Consider the following 14,184-nt stretch of genomic DNA (forward strand, 5'->3'; position numbering starts at 1 on the left):
ACCAAACCGACCACCGCACGAAGAGAGCCCCCAGCCATGCCCACTTCCCAGGACATGACGACTGATCCGGACACCGGCCTCCTCGATGCCCTCCAGCACCAGGTGGCCGTCTTCGCCCGCCGCGCCGAGCAGACCAGGCTCGGCGGCGTGGGCCAGGTCCGCAACTCCATGGACCGCGCGGCCTATCTGCTGCTCAACCGGCTCGACCAGGAAGGCCCGATGGGCGTCAAGGCGCTGGCCGCGGGCATGGGCATCGACTCGTCGACCGTGACCAGGCAGGTCGCGCCGCTCGTCGACACGGGCCTCGTCAAGCGCACGTCGCACCCGGAGGACGGCCGCGCGGTCGTGCTCCAGCTGTCGCCGCGCGGACAGGCGCGGCTCGACGAGGTGCGCTCGTCGCGGCGCGAACTGATGGCGCAGGTGACCGAGGGCTGGACGCAGGAGGAGCGGGATTCGTTCTGCACGCTTCTCACGCGCTTCAATTCCGCGCTGTCGGCCCGCCAGAGCGCGGCCGGGACCGAGGCCGGCACGGAGCAGGGCGCCGAGGGCGCCGGGGCCGGCTCACAGGTGCCTCCGACCTCTTGACCGGAGGCACGTTCCTGGCCTGATATGAGGGCGTGCGAGAGCGGCAGGCGGACCGGCACCGCCGCAGGGCCCGGGAGTTCGAGGCGTTCGTCGCGGGTGCGGCGGGACGGCTGCTGCATGCCGCGACGCTGCTGACGGCCGAGCCGCCGGACGACAACCCGCGGGCGCGGCGGCTGGTGACGGCCGCGCTCGCCCGTACGTACGCGGACTGGGAGCGGCTGCGCGGCGAGGACCCGTACGACCGCACGCGGCAGGAGCTGGCCGCCCGTTTCGCGCGTGGCGCTACCGGCAGCACGGCCGGCTCTGCGTCCCGGACCGGGGCAGGCCCGCCGCGCGGGGCGGGGTGCTGGACCGTCTGACGCCGCAGGAACGGCTGATCCTCGTCCTGCGTCTGTACGAGGGCGTCGCCGAGGAACAGGCGGCGGCGCAGATCGGGCTGCCGGCCGAGCGCGTCAGGGCGATCTGTACGCGCGCGGTGGCCACGATGCGCAGCAAGCCGGACGCGGCGGCGCCGTGAGCCTCCCCGACCGCAAGCAGGACGAGGTGCGGCGGATGCTGGAGGGCGCGCACCCGCCGGTCCCCGCGGACCTGGGCCCGCACGCCGCCGAGCGCGGCGCGCGGCTGCTGCGCCGCCGGATGCTGGCGCGGCGGCTGATGTGGGTGCTGCTCGCGTCGGCGGTGGTGGCCTTCGTGGTGTGGGCGGCGGTGGAGCAGCCGTGGGTGGCGCCACCGTCGGAGATCGCACCCCCGCTGGAGGGCTGGTAGCAGCCGGGCGGGTGGGAGTGGGGGCCGCCCCGCCCCGCCCCACCGCGCCCGGCGCCCCGCGCCCGCTCAGCCCAGCATCTGCTTCAGGTCGGCCAGCAGGTCGTCGCCCGACTCGATGCCGACCGACAGCCGCACCAGGTCGCCCGGGACCTCCAGCGCCGAGCCCACCACCGAGGCGTGCGTCATCCGGCCCGGGTGCTCGATCAGCGACTCGACGCCGCCCAGCGACTCACCCAGCGTGAAGAGCTTCGCGCGGTTGCAGACCTCGACCGCCGCCTCCTCGCCGCCCTCGACGCGGAACGACACCATCCCGCCGAACGCCTTCATCTGCTTGGCGGCGGTCTCGTGACCGGGGTGCTCCGGCAGCCCCGGGTAGAGGACCTGGGTGACGCGGGGGTGGCGCGTCAGCATGTCCGCGACACGCGTGGCGTTCTCGCTGTGCCGGTCCATCCGGACCGCGAGCGTCTTGATGCCGCGCAGCACGAGCCACGCGTCGAACGGCCCGGCGACCGCGCCCATCGCGTTCTGGTGGTACGCCAGCTCCTCGCCGAGCGCCGTGTCATTGACGATCAGCGCGCCGCCGACGACGTCGGAGTGGCCGCCCATGTACTTCGTCGTCGAGTGCACGACGACGTCCGCGCCGAGCGCGAGCGGCTGCTGGAGGTAGGGGCTCGCGAAGGTGTTGTCGACGACCAGCCGTACGCCGGCCGCGCGCGCGACGCCCGCGAGTGCCTGGATGTCGCTGATGCCGAGGAGCGGGTTCGAGGGGGTCTCGACCCAGATCACCTTGGTCTTCGGGGTCAGGGCGGCCCGTACCGCCGCCGGGTCGGAGCTGTCCGCGACCGAGAAGGTCACACCCCACCGCGAGACGACCTTGGCGAAGAGCCGGAAGGTGCCGCCGTAGGCGTCGTTCGGGATGACCACGTGGTCGCCCGGGCTCAGCAGGGTACGCAGCAGGCAGTCCTCCGCCGCCAGGCCCGACGCGAAGGCCAGGCCGACGCTGCCGCCCTCCAGCGCCGCGAGGTTCTCCTCCAGGGCGGTGCGGGTGGGGTTGGCGCTGCGGCTGTACTCGTAGCCGCCGCGCAGTCCGCCCACGCCGTCCTGCTTGTACGTGGACACCTGGTAGATCGGCGGTACGACCGCGCCCGTCAGGGGGTCGGCGGTGTTTCCGGCGTGGATCGCGAGGGTCTCGAAGCTGTGGTCGTCACTCATGAGGCACGAGCGTAGTTCGTCCGCACCTCCGCCCACCGCCGTCCCCGCGCGGTCCGGGACAATGGAGCCATGGAGATTCTCTGGTTCCTGATCGCTCTGTGCATGCTGGCGGCGGTCATCGGCCCTGTCGTCCTGCGCAGGCGCGGCGGCATTCGCCTGGTCGCGCCCGGTTCCCCCGAGGCCGCCGACCCGGCCGACTACGGTTTCGTACGCCAGGAACTGCTCGACGTGCGCATGCCGGGCCCGGACCAGGACCTGGAAGATGTCCTGGAAGTGGTGCAGCGCTCGCAGGACTGGCGGGCCGCCGCGCAGCTCCTCGCGGGGACGCCCAAGGAGGGCGAGGTGCGCTGGCAGCGCGTGCAGGCTTTCGCCGGGGCCGCGTCGCTGGAGCTGGCGCAGCACCCGGGCGAGGGCGGGCGCTGGCTGCGGGCGTGGCGGGCCGAGTCGCCGAAGGACGCGGGCGGCGCGCAGGTGCACGCCGAGTTCCTGGTGCAGCAGGCGTGGCGCACGTCGACGCCGGGCACCGACGACTTCCGGATCATCCTGGAGGAGGCCCGCACGGTGTGCGGAGAGGCGGCGCTGCTCTCGCCGGGCGACCCCGTTCCGTACATCGTCGAACTGGCCGTCGCGCGCGGGCTGGCCTACCCCGAGCCGGAGTTCGACCGGCTCTGGGCGAAGATCCTGGACCGGGCGCCGGCCCACATGGGCGCGCACCTCGCCGCGCTGAGCTACCGCAGCGAGAAGTGGCACGGTTCCCGGAACGCCGCCGACACCTTCGCGACCGCCGCCGCCGCCCGCGCCCCGCAGGGCTCGCTGCTCGCGGCGCTGCCCCTGTTCGCCGTGTACGAGCACCTGCCCGAGGTCAACCTCGTGAACGGCTTCTACCAGAGCGCGGTGGTGACGAAGGCCATGGAGGGCGCGCTCTACGCGGTGCACGCCGCCCGCCCCGACGACCCGATGCTGGCGCACGTGCGTCACCTGCTGATCCTCTTCCTGGTACGCGCCGAACGCTGGTCGGAGGCGATGAACCAGCTGCGGCACGTGGACGGCCACGTCGGCGCGCTGCCCTGGACGCACAGCCCGGACCCGGCGGCGGACTACGCGGTGTACCGGGCGCTGGCGGTCGCGGGCTACGAGGCGAACGGCGGCAGCCCGGCGACCCTGCCGGGCTGACCCGCCGGCGCGGAATTCCGGGCGGCGCCGGAACGTTGTCCCGGTGCCGCCCCCCGCGAAGGAGACCGAGTGATGATGTTCGGCCGTACCCCCCAGCTCCCCACCCCGGAGCAGGCCCTGAAGGGCCGCCCGACCCCCGAGTTCGAGGTCCCCTCCCGGCACACGGTCCTCGGCAACCCGCTCGTGGGCCCGTACCCCGACGGCCTGGAGATCGCCGACTTCGGCATGGGCTGTTTCTGGGGCGCGGAGCGGAAGTTCTGGCAGACGGAGGGCGTCTGGACGACGCTCGTCGGCTACCAGGGCGGCTACACCGAGAACCCGGCGTACGAGGAGGCGTGCTCGGGCCTGACGGGCCACACGGAAGCGGTCCGGGTGGTCTTCGACCCGTCGGCCGTCTCGTACGAGCAACTGCTGAAGGTCTTCTGGGAGAACCACAACCCCACCCAGGGCTTCCGCCAGGGCAACGACGTGGGCACGCAGTACCGCTCGGCGATCTACACCCACTCCCCCGCCCAGGCGGCAGCGGCGGAGGCGTCCCGCGAGGCGTACCAGAAGGTCCTCACGTACTCCGGGCACGGCACGATCACCACGGAGATCCTCCCGGCGGACACCCGCCCCTTCTGGCCGGCGGAGCCGTACCACCAGCAGTACCTCGACAAGAACCCGGCGGGTTACTGCGGCATCGGCGGTACGGGCGTGAGCTGCCCGATCGGCGTCGCTCCGGTGTCGTCCGAGGACTGAGCCGGACGGTGTCCCGTACGACGGCCTACCGTGTGCTCGGCCCCACCTGGGGTGTGGCCGTCGACCTCACGGCCGACTCGGAGGTGGTCGCCGCGCCGCCCCACGCCGGCGACCGGGTCGGTGCCCGCACCTGGCTGGACGTCGCGCCCGTCCTGGACCACCCGCCCGCCGACCGCACGGGGCTGCGTCTGACGCCCGCCGAGGGCGGCCGGCTGCGGCAGGGCGCGGGCCTGGCGGCCGGGGCGGTCGAAGCGGTCCTGCCGCCGGGCCGGCACGTCGTGCTGACGGTCCACCGGGTGCTGTTCCCCGAGGCGGACTTCCGGGCCGAGGGGCTGATCGGGGCGATGCTGACGTGGTGCGAGGAAGAGTTCGGCATCGACCTGCCGGGCGGCGCCGTCGTGTTCGACCGCGACGCGGACCGGTTCGTCCACGCCTGGGAGGAACCCGGCCCCGTGCGGGACCTCGCACGCGTGCGCGTGGTGCGGCCCGCCCGGGACCTGCTCGGCCACCCGTTGCCGGTCCGGGCCCGTCGCGGGCGGGCACAGGGCGACGCGACTGGTAGACAGCAACCATGACTTACTACGCAGACCTCACGCCGTACACGTACGACACGGACAGAATGGCGCCTCGGGAACCCGACGCGCCCCGCGACTTCCGGGGCCTTCCGCAGGTGAACGTGGGGTGGCTCGCGCGGGTGCGGCCGTACGCCAAGGGCGACGCCCCGCCGGGCCTCGTCGAAGCGCTCAGGGACATGCAGCACACGCACCGGGTCCAGCAGACCCGCGGCTATCACTTCTGCCCGTGGTGCGCCGCGCGGATGCTCGGGCTCAGCGCCGCGCGCGACAACTGCCCGCGCGGCAGTGCCGAGATACGTGTCATCGGTGAAGGCGTCGTCTATGCCGCGCCGGAGCTGATCACCCACTACGTCGAGGCGCACGACTACGCGCCACCGGCCGCCTTCGTACGGGCGGTGCTGGCGACCGGCAGCTGACTCCCCGATTCCCGGGCCGAGTTCGCCTTTCTGAGCCCTGCTCGCCTTTCCGGGCCCTGTTCGCCGGCGAGTTATTCGCCGGCGGGCCCGCCCGGCGTCCGCGAAGATGCGCGTATGCCCGGCATCTTCCTGGAGACCGACCGGCTCGTCCTCCGCGCGTTCCGCGGCGACGAGGCCGGTGGCGACATCGAACGGCTCGTCGCTCTCGACAGCGACCCCGAGGTCATGCGCTTCATCAACGGAGGCCGGCCCACCTCCCGCAGGTTCATCGTCGAGCGCGTCCTGCCGCAGCTGACGCACGACCATCCGTGCATCGGGACCCGCGGCTTCTGGGCCGCCGAGGAGAAGGCGACGGGCGCCTTCTTCGGATGGTTCGAGTTCCGGCCGACGGCCGAGGACAGCGCCGATGTCGTCGAGCTCGGGTACCGGCTCAACCGGGCCGCGTGGGGACACGGCTACGCCACCGAGGGAGCCCGCGCCCTGATCTGCAAGGGGTTCACCGACCTCGGCGTGCGGAAGGTCACCGCGGACACCATGTACGTCAACTCCCGTTCCCGGCGCGTGATGGAGAAGGCCGGGCTCCTCTTCGTACGCCGCTGGTTCGGCGAGTGGCCCGACAGCATCGACGGCTGGGAGGAGGGAGACGTCGAGTACGCCCTGGAGCGGAGCCGGTGGCAGGGCGGGCCGGGCGACGGGAGCGGCCCGGCGGACCGAGTCCGGTAATTCTCCCGCCCGTGTACGTACCGTGATCCTGACCAGGGATTATTACGTCTCGTGTTCACGAACCTCATCCCCTTCGTCGGCCTGGCCGTACTGGCATGGGCAGTCGTCCATGTCACCCGCCTCGCTCTTCGCAACCAGCGGGCCAAACGATTCGACGCAGCCGCCTACGGGCTCGTCCCCCGCGATCAGCTCGACACCCGGCGTCCCGGCCCCCCGCGCGACGAGCCCGCGCTGCGGATCGCCGTCGACGCCGCCTGCCAGGGCGACTGGGAACCCGCGTCCGGTCTGCTGGCCGCGGCCTCGGACGACAAGGACTGGGAGACGCGCTGGCGGCTCGTGGAAGTCTTCGCGGACATCGCCGTCGAGGACGAGCGCTGGCTGCGGATCTGGCGGGCCGAGCGTCCCCGGGACGCGGACGCCGTGGTCGTGCACGCCCATGCCCTCCTCCTGCGCGCCTGGGCGGCGCGCGGCACGCAGTACGCGGGCCAGACGTCGGACGAGCAGATGGCGCTCTTCGCCGAGCTGCTGCCGACCTCGATGTACGCCGCCCGGGAAGCAGCGGCGCTGGCGCCGCGCGACCCCTCGCCGTGGATCACCATGGTCGCCGCCGCCCGCGGACTGGGGCTCCCGCACGACGAGTTCCGCGGCCTGTGGAGTGAGGTCACGGCTCGGGCGCCGCACCATTACGACGCCCACTGGCAGGCACTCCAGTACTGGTGCCAGAAGTGGTACGGCTCGCACAAGCTCATGTTCAAGTTCGCCAAGGAGGCGGCGGAGTCGGCGCCGGCCGGCGCCCTGCTCTCCGCGCTCCACCTCCACGCCGTGCACGAAGCCGTGCGCCAGGACGGCGAGCAGGCGTACCGCACCTGGGTCACCAAGCCGGTGCTCGCCCGGGTCGAGGCCGACCTGGCGCAGGCGTCCCCCGACGACCACCGGCTGCCCGAGATACGTCACCTGCTGGCCGCCGTGCTGGTGAAGACCGGGCGCTACGCCGAGGCACTGGCCCAGTTCCGGCTGATCGGCGGCTGGTGCGGAGCCGCACCGTGGACCGACGCCGACGACCCGGTGCCGGCCTTCGACCACGCCCGCGGCCTCGCCGCGCTGGGGTCCGGCAGGCCGTAGTACGGCCGTGGTCCGCCCGCGGCCGGCCTGCGCCGGGTGACGGGCGGCGGGGGCGGGGTGCGGCGGGGGCGCCTTCACCCCGCCTGCTGCCGCGCCCTCGCCGCCGTGTCCGCCGCCGCGTAGCCGGGGGCCACCCCGTCCGCCAGGACGACGTCCCCCGTGATGTGCCGCGTCCGCAGCGGCAGGATCTCCCGGTAGGCGTCGGAGTCGTACCAGGCACGCGCCTTGTCGAGGTCCGGGAAACCTATGACGACCAGGTAGCCGGGCCACTCGCCTTCGAGGACCTCCACCTCGCTCCCGTGGACGAGGAAGTGGCCCGCGAAGGGATCGAGGGTGTCCTGGATGCGCTCCATGTACGCGAAGATGTCCTCGTGCTGGGCGGCGGCGCGCAGGTGACCGACGGCGTAGGCGCTCATGGTGTTTCCTCCGGGAGGATGCGGCGGGCTGATGCGTCACATCCTTCCGCCGGGCGCCACGGCCGTCGATTACCACTCGGGTAATGCGGGCCCGCGCGATCCGGGCCCACGCGCCGGACCCGCGCGATCAGGGCCGGTGCGGTACCCGTTGCCGGGTGCCCGGCCCGGCGTCAGATCGTCGCCGCGTCGATCACGAACCGGTAGCGCACATCGCTCGCCAGCACCCGCTCGTACGCCTCGTTGATCCGGTCCGCGGCGATCAGTTCGATCTCGGCGCCCAGGCCGTGCCGTGCGCAGAAGTCGAGCATCTCCTGGGTTTCGGCGATACCGCCGATCATCGAGCCGGCCAGCGTCTTGTTGCCGCCGATCAGCGAGAACATGTTCAGGGAGTTCGGCTCCTCGGGAGCGCCCACGTTCACGAAGGCGCCACCGACCTTCAGCAGGGCGAGGTACGCGTCCATGTCCAGCGGCGCCGAGACCGTCGAGACGATCAGGTCGAAGGAGCCGGCCAGCTCCTCGAAGGTCTTCGGGTCACTGGTCGCGTAGAAGTGGTCGGCGCCCAGCTTCAGCCCGTCCTCCTTCTTGCTCAGCGTCTGGCTCAGTACGGTCACCTCGGCGCCCAGCGCGTGCGCGATCTTGACGCCCATGTGACCGAGACCGCCCAGGCCGAGGATCGCGACCTTCTTGCCGGGGCCCGCCTTCCAGTGGTTGAGCGGCGAGTAGAGGGTGATGCCGGCGCACAGCAGCGGGGCGGCTACGTCCAGCGACAGGCCGTCGGGGATGCGGACGGCGTAGTTCTCGTCGACGACGAGGTGCGTGGAGTAGCCGCCGTAGGTGGGCTCGCCGTTCTTGTCGAGGGCGTTGTACGTACCGGTCATGCCCTTGGCGCAGTGCTGCTCCTGGCCCGCGAGGCAGGCTTCGCACTCCCGGCAGGAGTCGACGAAGCAGCCGACGCCGACCCGGTCACCGACGGCGTACTTGCTGACGCCGGGGCCGGTCTCCGTGACGACGCCGGCGATCTCGTGGCCCGGAACCATCGGGTAGATGCCTTCGCCCCAGCCGTCACGGACCTGGTGGATGTCGGAGTGACAGATGCCCGCGTACTTGATCTCGATCAGCACGTCGTGCTCGCCGACCGGGCGGCGCGGCACGGAGATCTTCTCCAGCGGGGCGTTCGCGGCGGGGGCTGCGTACGCGGCCACGGAGGAGACGGACGGGGCGGTGGAAGAAGTGGTCATGGTGGAAAGCGTGCCCGACCTGCCCGGACGTACCCAGCCCCCTGTTGTGCGTACGTCTGCTGTGCGTACCACTGGCGGGGTCAGGATCACCGTCGTACGAAGAGCAATACTTGTGTGTCATGGACCAGCGCGCCGAACTGAGTGAGTTCCTCCGCTCCCGCCGAGCGCGGCTCAAGCCCGAGGACGTGGGCCTGCCCGACTTCGGCAGGCACCGCCGCGTCCCGGGTCTGCGCCGCGAGGAGCTGGCGCAGCTCGCCGGGGTCTCGGTCGCGTACTACACGCGCCTGGAGCAGGGCAACGGAAGCAACGTGTCCATGGGCGTACTGGATGCGATCGCCCGCGCCCTGCGGCTGTCCGACGCCGAGCGCGATCACCTCACCCACCTCGCGAAGCCGACGCGCAAGCGCGGGCGTCCGTCGCGGCCGCAGCGCCTGCGGCCGGGGTTGCAGCACCTGATGGACGCCATGGGCGGGGTGCCGGCGTACGTCCTCGGGCGGCGCACCGACATCCTCGGCTGCAACCGCATGGCCCGCGCGCTGTTCGGTGACATCACGGCGCTCCCGCCCGAGGAGCGCAACATGGCCCGTCTCCTCTTCTTGGAGGGCGACTTCCGCGGCGTGTACGTCGACTGGGAGCTCAAGGCGTGCGAGGTCGTGAGTTTCCTGCGGCTGGAGGCGGGCTGCCACCCGGACGATCCGCTGCTGTCCGCGCTGGTCGGCGAGCTGTCGGTGAAGAACGAGGTGTTCCGCAGCCTGTGGGCGGCCCACCATGTGAAGGACAAGGGGCACGGCAGCAAGCGTCTGCACCACCCGCTGGTGGGTGACCTGACGCTGGCGTACGAGACGCTGACGCTTGCCGACGATCCCGAGCAGCACCTGATCACCTTCCACGCGGAACCGGGTTCGCCGTCACAGGAGGCCCTGCAACTGCTGGCGAACTGGGGTACGGATGTGGAGTACGTCGCATGAGTGACGCGGAAGTGACCCTGCGCCGGGCGGCCGGTCCCGACGACGCGGCCGCCGTGGCCGAGGTGTGGCTGCGGTCGTACGACGCCGCGCTGCCGACGGTGAGGCGTGCGCACAGCGACGACGGGGTGCGGGACTTCTTCCGGTACGTGGTCGTGCCGGAGCAGGAGACGTGGGTGGCGGAGAGCGGCGGCGCCGTGGTCGGGATGATGGCGCTGGAGCCCGGCTCGGTCGAGCAGCTGTACCTGGCGCCGGAGCACCGGGGGCGCGGGATCGGCGACCGTTTCGTACAGCTCGCGAAGGAACGCTCGCCCGGCGGACTGGAGCTGTGGACCTTCCAGGTCAACAGCCCCGCCCACCGTTTCTACGAGCGGCACGGCTTCACCGAGGCCGAGCGGACGGACGGCTCGCGCAACGAGGAGCGCGAGCCGGACGTCCGCTACGTGTGGGCGCCGGAGAGCTGAACGTACGCGCCGGCCCGGGGCACGCGGGTTCCGCACTCCCGTCCCCGCTAGGCGGCCGTCGCGTTCTCCGTCACCGTGACGCGCCCCTTGCGGATCGTGGCGAGGCGCGGTGCGCGGCGGGCCAGGGCGCTGTCGTGGGTGACCATCACGAAGGTCAGCCCGTGTTCCTTCCACAGCCCTTCCAGCAGCTCCACGATCTCGTCCCGCATCGACTCGTCGAGGTTGCCGGTGGGTTCGTCGGCCAGCAGCACCTTGGGCCGCTTGACCAGTGCGCGGGCGATCGCGACCCGCTGCTGCTGGCCGCCGGACATCTCGCCGGGCAGGTGCGTGCGGCGCTCACCGAGCCCTACGGAGTGCAGCGCCTCGGCCGCCCGTTCGCGGCGGGCCGCCGCCTTCAGGCCGAGCGGTACGAGCGCCGTCTCGACGTTCTCCTGGGCGGTCAGGGTGGGGATGAGGTTGAAGCTCTGGAAGACGAAGCCGATGCTTTCGGCGCGGACCTTGGTGAGCCGGGCCTCCGGCAGCGAGGCCAGGTCGACGCCGTCGAGTTCCACACTGCCGGCCGTCGGGCGGTCGAGGCCGCCGAGCATCTGGAGGAGTGTGGACTTGCCGCCGCCGGTGGGGCCCTGGATGACGAGACGGCCGCCGTCCTCGATGGTCAGGTCGACGCCCGCGAGCGCGTCGATGGTTTCCTTGCCGCGCCGGTAGCGCTTGGTGACGCCTCTGAGCTGGTACATGGGTGGTTCAACTCCTGTGCTGCGAAAAGGGATTCGGGACGCCGGTGGGGACGTCAGGCCACGCGGCGCAGCGCGTCGGCCGGACGGAGCCGGGAGGCCCGCCAGCCGCCGAAGCCGCCAGCGACGAGCCCGCCCGCCACGGCGAGTGCGACGGCGAGTGCGAGCGTGGTGAGGGAGACGGGCGCGGTGAGCGCGATGTCGACGGCCTTGCCGCCGGCCTGCCGGATCGGGCCGCCGGGCCCGCCGGGGCCGGTCACGGTGGCGGCGGCCCCGCCACCCCCTGCGCCCCCGCCGCCGAGCTGCGCCGTCAGCGTGGGGCCGAACGCGGTGACGAGGTACGCGCCGCCCACACCCACCGCGATGCCGAGCGCGCCGCCGAGCAGACCGTTGGCCAGAGCCTCGCCGACGACCTGGCGGGTGACGCGGCCGCTCTTCCAGCCGAGCGCCTTGAGCGTGCCGAACTCCTGCACGCGGCGGCTGACCGCCGAGGAGGTGAGCAGCCCGGCCACCAGGAAGGCGGCGGCCAGGACGACGACCGACAGCCACTTGCCGACACCGGCGGCCAGTCCGGAGGCCGTGGACAGGGAGCCGGAGACGGTGTCGGCGAGGTCGGCGGAGGTGGTGACGGTCGTGCCGGGGATGTTCTTCAGTACGGCGGACTTGACGCCGTCGATGCGCTGCGAGTCGGCGGCCCTGACGTAGACGGTGGTGACCTTGTTCTTCGCGCCGGCCAGCGTCTGCGCCTGCTTGAGCGGGATGTACACGTTCGCGGCGGCGGCGCCGCTGTCCGCCGTCGCGATGCCGACGACCTTGTACTTCGTGCCCGAGACGGTGACGGAGCCACCGGTCCTGAGCTTCTTCTCCTTCGCGTACGCGCTGTCGACGACGGCGACCTCGGCGTCGGTCTCGGACGCGGTGAAGGTGCGTCCCGCGGTGATCTCGGAGGAGGTGAGCGGGCCGAGCGCCGGCCGGGTGACGTCGGTTCCGTACACGGAGAAGGAGTCGACCCCGAACGCGGCGCCGCCGCCCCGCACCGCGCCGCCGTCCGAGCCGCCGCCGGGCCCGCCCGGCTGCGCGGGCTGCGCCTTCTCGACCTCGCCGCGCTTGAACTGCCCGCTGACCTTGAGGACCTGGAGGCTCAGGCCGCCGGCCGCGTCCGCGACGCCGTCCTGCCCGGCGACCTTGTCGACGGTGGGGGACACCAGGGTCTGGAAGCCCTGCACCATGACGCGGTCGCTGCTCTGTTCCTTGTCGTCGCCGCTGCCCTTGGCGTCGAACTCGAAGCGCGGTCTGCGGCTGGTGTCGTTCTCGCCGGGCGGCGTCGCGGCCTTGGTGACCGTCATGTCGGTGCCCAGTCCGTACAGCGATTCCAGGACCTTGTCCTGGGCGCGGCCCATGCCGGCGGAGACCGAACCGACCACGATGACCAGCGCGATGCCGAGCGCCAGACCGGAGGCGACGACGAACGCCGCCTTTCTGCGGTGGCGCAGTTCGCGCCGGAGGTAGGTGAGGAACATGACGCGAAAGTACGAGCGGCGCGTGATGGGGGGATAAGGCCGGCGTGAGAGCCGGATGAGAAGAAGCCTCCCCCCACGTACGAGAACGGCGGCGGGCGCCACCCCGAGTCGGAGGTGGCGCCCGCCGCCGTACGCGCTACGGAGAACGCGGGGGGAGCGGGCCGGGAGGGCGGCGGGTCAGACGGCGGAGCCGGCCTTCCACTGCGCCCAGTCCATGTTCCAGCCGTTGAGGCCGTTGTCCGGCTTGATGGTCTTGTCCGGGGAGTTCTGGACGATGACGACGTCGCCGACGAGCGAGTTGTTGAAGAACCACGCGCCGGGCTGGTTGGGGTCGTTCGCACCCTTGGCGTCGTTCAGGCCCACGCAGCCGTGGCTGGTGTTGGCCTTGCCGAAGATGGAGTCGTCGCCCCAGTAGTTGCCGTGGATGAACGTGCCCGAGGTCGACAGCCGCATGGCGTGCGGCACGTCCTTGATGTCGTACTCGCCCTTGCCGTCGTCGTCGGTGAAGCCGACCGTCGCACCGTTCATCCGGGTCTCCTTAAACTTCTCGGAGATCACCATCTGGCCGTTGTACGTCGGGTTGTCGGGGGCGCCCGCGGAGATCGGGATCGTCTTGACCGTCTTGCCGTCCTGCGTGACCGTCATGGTCTTCGACTTGGCGTCGACGGTGCTGACCTGGTTGCGTCCGACGGTGAAGGTGACGGTCTTGTCCTGGACGCCGTAGATGCCCTCGGCGCCCTCGACGCCGTCGAGCTCCAGCTTCATGGTGACCGTCGAGCCGCCCTTCCAGTACTCCTGGGGGCGGAAGTCCAGCCGCTGCGGGCTGAACCAGTGGCCGACGACCTCCTGGCCGCTGGTCGACGTGACCGTGATGCCCTTCTGGACGGCGGCCTTGTCGGTGATCGGCTTGTCGAAGTTGATCGACACCGGCATGCCCACGCCGACCTTGGAGCCGTCGTCGGGCGTGAAGTTCCCGATGAAGCTGTTGTCCGGCGAGACGGTGGTGAAGGAGCCGTTCTCGTGCGCCTCGCGGCCTTCGGAGTCCGCCGCCGTCGCCGAGATCTTGTACGTCGTCGAACGCTCCAGCTGCGCGTCCGGCTTCCAGCTCTTGCCGTCGGCGGCGATCGTGCCCGCCACCTTGTCACCTGCGGTCGAAGTCATGGTGACCTCGGTCAGCTTGCCCTCGGTGACGGTGACCTTGGTGCCGCGGTTGATGCTGACGTTGTCGGCGCCACCCTTGGGTGTGATCGCTATTCGGGCCTTGGAGGTGTCCTTGGCCGCCGCCTCGTCCACCTCGGCCTGCGACTTCTTGGAGCTCTGGGCGCTGCTGCCGCCCTTGTCGTCGCCGCCGCTACAGCCCGAAAGGACCAGAACGCCGCCAAGCAGTGCGGACGCGGCCATGAGGCCCCTGCGCCGCTTGCTGTCCGTCATCACACGCTTCTCCATCGTTGCCGTCCCCACAAGATCCCCGGGCAGAGCCGCTGGGCAGCGTCACCCTGCCAATGTCTTAAACACCTGTTCCGATTCGTCCGTTCCAC

The 14,184-nt window shown here is 71.8% G+C and carries 16 protein-coding genes and 1 pseudogene; 11 read left to right on the forward strand and 6 right to left on the reverse strand.

Annotated features, from left to right (window positions below):
- Positions 1 to 36: 36 nt before the first annotated feature.
- From AS594_RS13105 to AS594_RS13115, 3 genes and pseudogenes are all read left to right on the forward strand, one after another.
- Positions 37 to 585, forward strand: a complete 549-nt coding sequence (locus tag AS594_RS13105; RefSeq protein WP_069927214.1) for a MarR family winged helix-turn-helix transcriptional regulator — start codon at positions 37 to 39, stop codon at positions 583 to 585.
- Positions 586 to 617: 32 nt separating this feature from the next.
- Positions 618 to 1,102, forward strand: a pseudogene (locus tag AS594_RS13110) (sigma factor-like helix-turn-helix DNA-binding protein).
- Positions 1,099 to 1,350 (forward strand): hypothetical protein, encoded by a 252-nt coding sequence (locus AS594_RS13115; RefSeq protein WP_069927216.1) that lies wholly within the window; start codon positions 1,099 to 1,101, stop codon positions 1,348 to 1,350. The pseudogene AS594_RS13110 and the gene AS594_RS13115 overlap by 4 nt, the downstream one beginning before the upstream one ends.
- A gap of 66 nt (positions 1,351 to 1,416) precedes the next feature.
- Here the strand turns inward: AS594_RS13115 and AS594_RS13120 are convergent, their stop codons facing one another.
- The gene (locus tag AS594_RS13120) at positions 1,417 to 2,562 is read right to left on the reverse strand and encodes a cystathionine gamma-synthase (protein ID WP_069932929.1); all 1,146 of its coding nucleotides are present in this window, start codon (positions 2,560 to 2,562) and stop codon (positions 1,417 to 1,419) included.
- A 69-nt stretch (positions 2,563 to 2,631) separates the two neighbouring features.
- Here AS594_RS13120 and AS594_RS13125 point away from each other — a divergent pair, with 69 nt between their 5' ends.
- From AS594_RS13125 to AS594_RS13150, 6 genes are all read left to right on the forward strand, one after another.
- Entirely contained in the window at positions 2,632 to 3,735 is a 1,104-nt protein-coding gene (locus AS594_RS13125; protein WP_069932928.1) for a hypothetical protein, read from the forward strand.
- Positions 3,736 to 3,807: 72 nt separating this feature from the next.
- Positions 3,808 to 4,476 carry a peptide-methionine (S)-S-oxide reductase MsrA gene (gene msrA, locus AS594_RS13130; RefSeq protein WP_420877783.1) on the forward strand — a complete coding sequence of 223 codons (669 nt, stop codon included), beginning with the start codon at positions 3,808 to 3,810 and terminating at the stop codon, positions 4,474 to 4,476.
- An 8-nt stretch (positions 4,477 to 4,484) separates the two neighbouring features.
- Positions 4,485 to 5,051: a hypothetical protein gene (locus AS594_RS13135; protein WP_069932926.1), complete on the forward strand. Its 567-nt coding sequence runs from the start codon at positions 4,485 to 4,487 to the stop codon at positions 5,049 to 5,051.
- Positions 5,048 to 5,467 (forward strand): DUF7919 family protein, encoded by a 420-nt coding sequence (locus tag AS594_RS13140; RefSeq protein WP_069927221.1) that lies wholly within the window; start codon positions 5,048 to 5,050, stop codon positions 5,465 to 5,467. Before AS594_RS13135 ends, AS594_RS13140 begins: the two co-directional genes overlap by 4 nt.
- A 114-nt stretch (positions 5,468 to 5,581) precedes the next feature.
- Complete coding sequence (locus AS594_RS13145) at positions 5,582 to 6,190, forward strand: GNAT family N-acetyltransferase (protein ID WP_069927222.1); 609 nt, start codon at positions 5,582 to 5,584, stop codon at positions 6,188 to 6,190.
- 51 nt (positions 6,191 to 6,241) lie between these two features.
- Entirely contained in the window at positions 6,242 to 7,312 is a 1,071-nt protein-coding gene (locus tag AS594_RS13150) for a hypothetical protein (protein ID WP_079144637.1), read from the forward strand.
- A gap of 74 nt (positions 7,313 to 7,386) precedes the next feature.
- Here AS594_RS13150 and AS594_RS13155 read toward each other — a convergent pair whose 3' ends face one another.
- On the reverse strand, positions 7,387 to 7,728 hold the full coding sequence (locus tag AS594_RS13155; protein WP_069927223.1) for a DUF1330 domain-containing protein: 342 nt from the start codon (positions 7,726 to 7,728) through the stop codon (positions 7,387 to 7,389).
- A 170-nt stretch (positions 7,729 to 7,898) separates the two neighbouring features.
- Positions 7,899 to 8,966, reverse strand: a complete 1,068-nt coding sequence (locus AS594_RS13160) for an NAD(P)-dependent alcohol dehydrogenase (RefSeq protein WP_069927224.1) — start codon at positions 8,964 to 8,966, stop codon at positions 7,899 to 7,901.
- Positions 8,967 to 9,085: 119 nt separating this feature from the next.
- Here AS594_RS13160 and AS594_RS13165 point away from each other — a divergent pair, with 119 nt between their 5' ends.
- Together AS594_RS13165 and AS594_RS13170 are read left to right on the forward strand one after the other, a co-directional pair.
- Positions 9,086 to 9,934: a helix-turn-helix transcriptional regulator gene (locus tag AS594_RS13165; protein WP_079144636.1), complete on the forward strand. Its 849-nt coding sequence runs from the start codon at positions 9,086 to 9,088 to the stop codon at positions 9,932 to 9,934.
- Positions 9,931 to 10,395 carry a GNAT family N-acetyltransferase gene (locus AS594_RS13170; RefSeq protein WP_069927225.1) on the forward strand — a complete coding sequence of 155 codons (465 nt, stop codon included), beginning with the start codon at positions 9,931 to 9,933 and terminating at the stop codon, positions 10,393 to 10,395. The genes AS594_RS13165 and AS594_RS13170 overlap by 4 nt, the downstream gene beginning before the upstream one ends.
- Positions 10,396 to 10,442: 47 nt before the next feature.
- Here the strand turns inward: AS594_RS13170 and AS594_RS13175 are convergent, their stop codons facing one another.
- The 3 genes from AS594_RS13175 to AS594_RS13185 all read right to left on the reverse strand — a co-directional run bounded on the left by AS594_RS13175 (position 10,443) and on the right by AS594_RS13185 (position 14,092).
- Positions 10,443 to 11,129, reverse strand: coding sequence for an ABC transporter ATP-binding protein (locus AS594_RS13175; protein ID WP_069927226.1), 687 nt, complete (start codon positions 11,127 to 11,129; stop codon positions 10,443 to 10,445).
- A 53-nt stretch (positions 11,130 to 11,182) separates the two neighbouring features.
- Complete coding sequence (locus AS594_RS13180; protein ID WP_069927227.1) at positions 11,183 to 12,646, reverse strand: ABC transporter permease; 1,464 nt, start codon at positions 12,644 to 12,646, stop codon at positions 11,183 to 11,185.
- A gap of 177 nt (positions 12,647 to 12,823) precedes the next feature.
- Entirely contained in the window at positions 12,824 to 14,092 is a 1,269-nt protein-coding gene (locus AS594_RS13185) for a L,D-transpeptidase (RefSeq protein WP_069927228.1), read from the reverse strand.
- Positions 14,093 to 14,184 lie beyond the last annotated feature (92 nt).

Origin of the sequence: Streptomyces agglomeratus (assembly GCF_001746415.1) — a bacterium.
Classification (GTDB): Bacteria; Actinomycetota; Actinomycetes; order Streptomycetales; family Streptomycetaceae; genus Streptomyces; species Streptomyces agglomeratus.

What these genes read in the sequence shown, in the direction of transcription:
- AS594_RS13105 (WP_069927214.1), top strand. Translation starts at nt 37, where the DNA reads ATGCCCACTTCCCAGGACATGACGACTGATCCGGACACCGGCCTCCTC.
- AS594_RS13120 (WP_069932929.1), bottom strand. Translation starts at nt 2,562, where the DNA reads ATGAGTGACGACCACAGCTTCGAGACCCTCGCGATCCACGCCGGAAAC.
- AS594_RS13125 (WP_069932928.1), top strand. Translation starts at nt 2,632, where the DNA reads ATGGAGATTCTCTGGTTCCTGATCGCTCTGTGCATGCTGGCGGCGGTC.
- msrA (WP_420877783.1), top strand. Translation starts at nt 3,808, where the DNA reads ATGATGTTCGGCCGTACCCCCCAGCTCCCCACCCCGGAGCAGGCCCTG.
- AS594_RS13140 (WP_069927221.1), top strand. Translation starts at nt 5,048, where the DNA reads ATGACTTACTACGCAGACCTCACGCCGTACACGTACGACACGGACAGA.
- AS594_RS13145 (WP_069927222.1), top strand. Translation starts at nt 5,582, where the DNA reads ATGCCCGGCATCTTCCTGGAGACCGACCGGCTCGTCCTCCGCGCGTTC.
- AS594_RS13155 (WP_069927223.1), bottom strand. Translation starts at nt 7,728, where the DNA reads ATGAGCGCCTACGCCGTCGGTCACCTGCGCGCCGCCGCCCAGCACGAG.
- AS594_RS13160 (WP_069927224.1), bottom strand. Translation starts at nt 8,966, where the DNA reads ATGACCACTTCTTCCACCGCCCCGTCCGTCTCCTCCGTGGCCGCGTAC.
- AS594_RS13165 (WP_079144636.1), top strand. Translation starts at nt 9,086, where the DNA reads ATGGACCAGCGCGCCGAACTGAGTGAGTTCCTCCGCTCCCGCCGAGCG.
- AS594_RS13170 (WP_069927225.1), top strand. Translation starts at nt 9,931, where the DNA reads ATGAGTGACGCGGAAGTGACCCTGCGCCGGGCGGCCGGTCCCGACGAC.
- AS594_RS13175 (WP_069927226.1), bottom strand. Translation starts at nt 11,129, where the DNA reads ATGTACCAGCTCAGAGGCGTCACCAAGCGCTACCGGCGCGGCAAGGAA.
- AS594_RS13180 (WP_069927227.1), bottom strand. Translation starts at nt 12,646, where the DNA reads ATGTTCCTCACCTACCTCCGGCGCGAACTGCGCCACCGCAGAAAGGCG.
- AS594_RS13185 (WP_069927228.1), bottom strand. Translation starts at nt 14,092, where the DNA reads ATGGAGAAGCGTGTGATGACGGACAGCAAGCGGCGCAGGGGCCTCATG.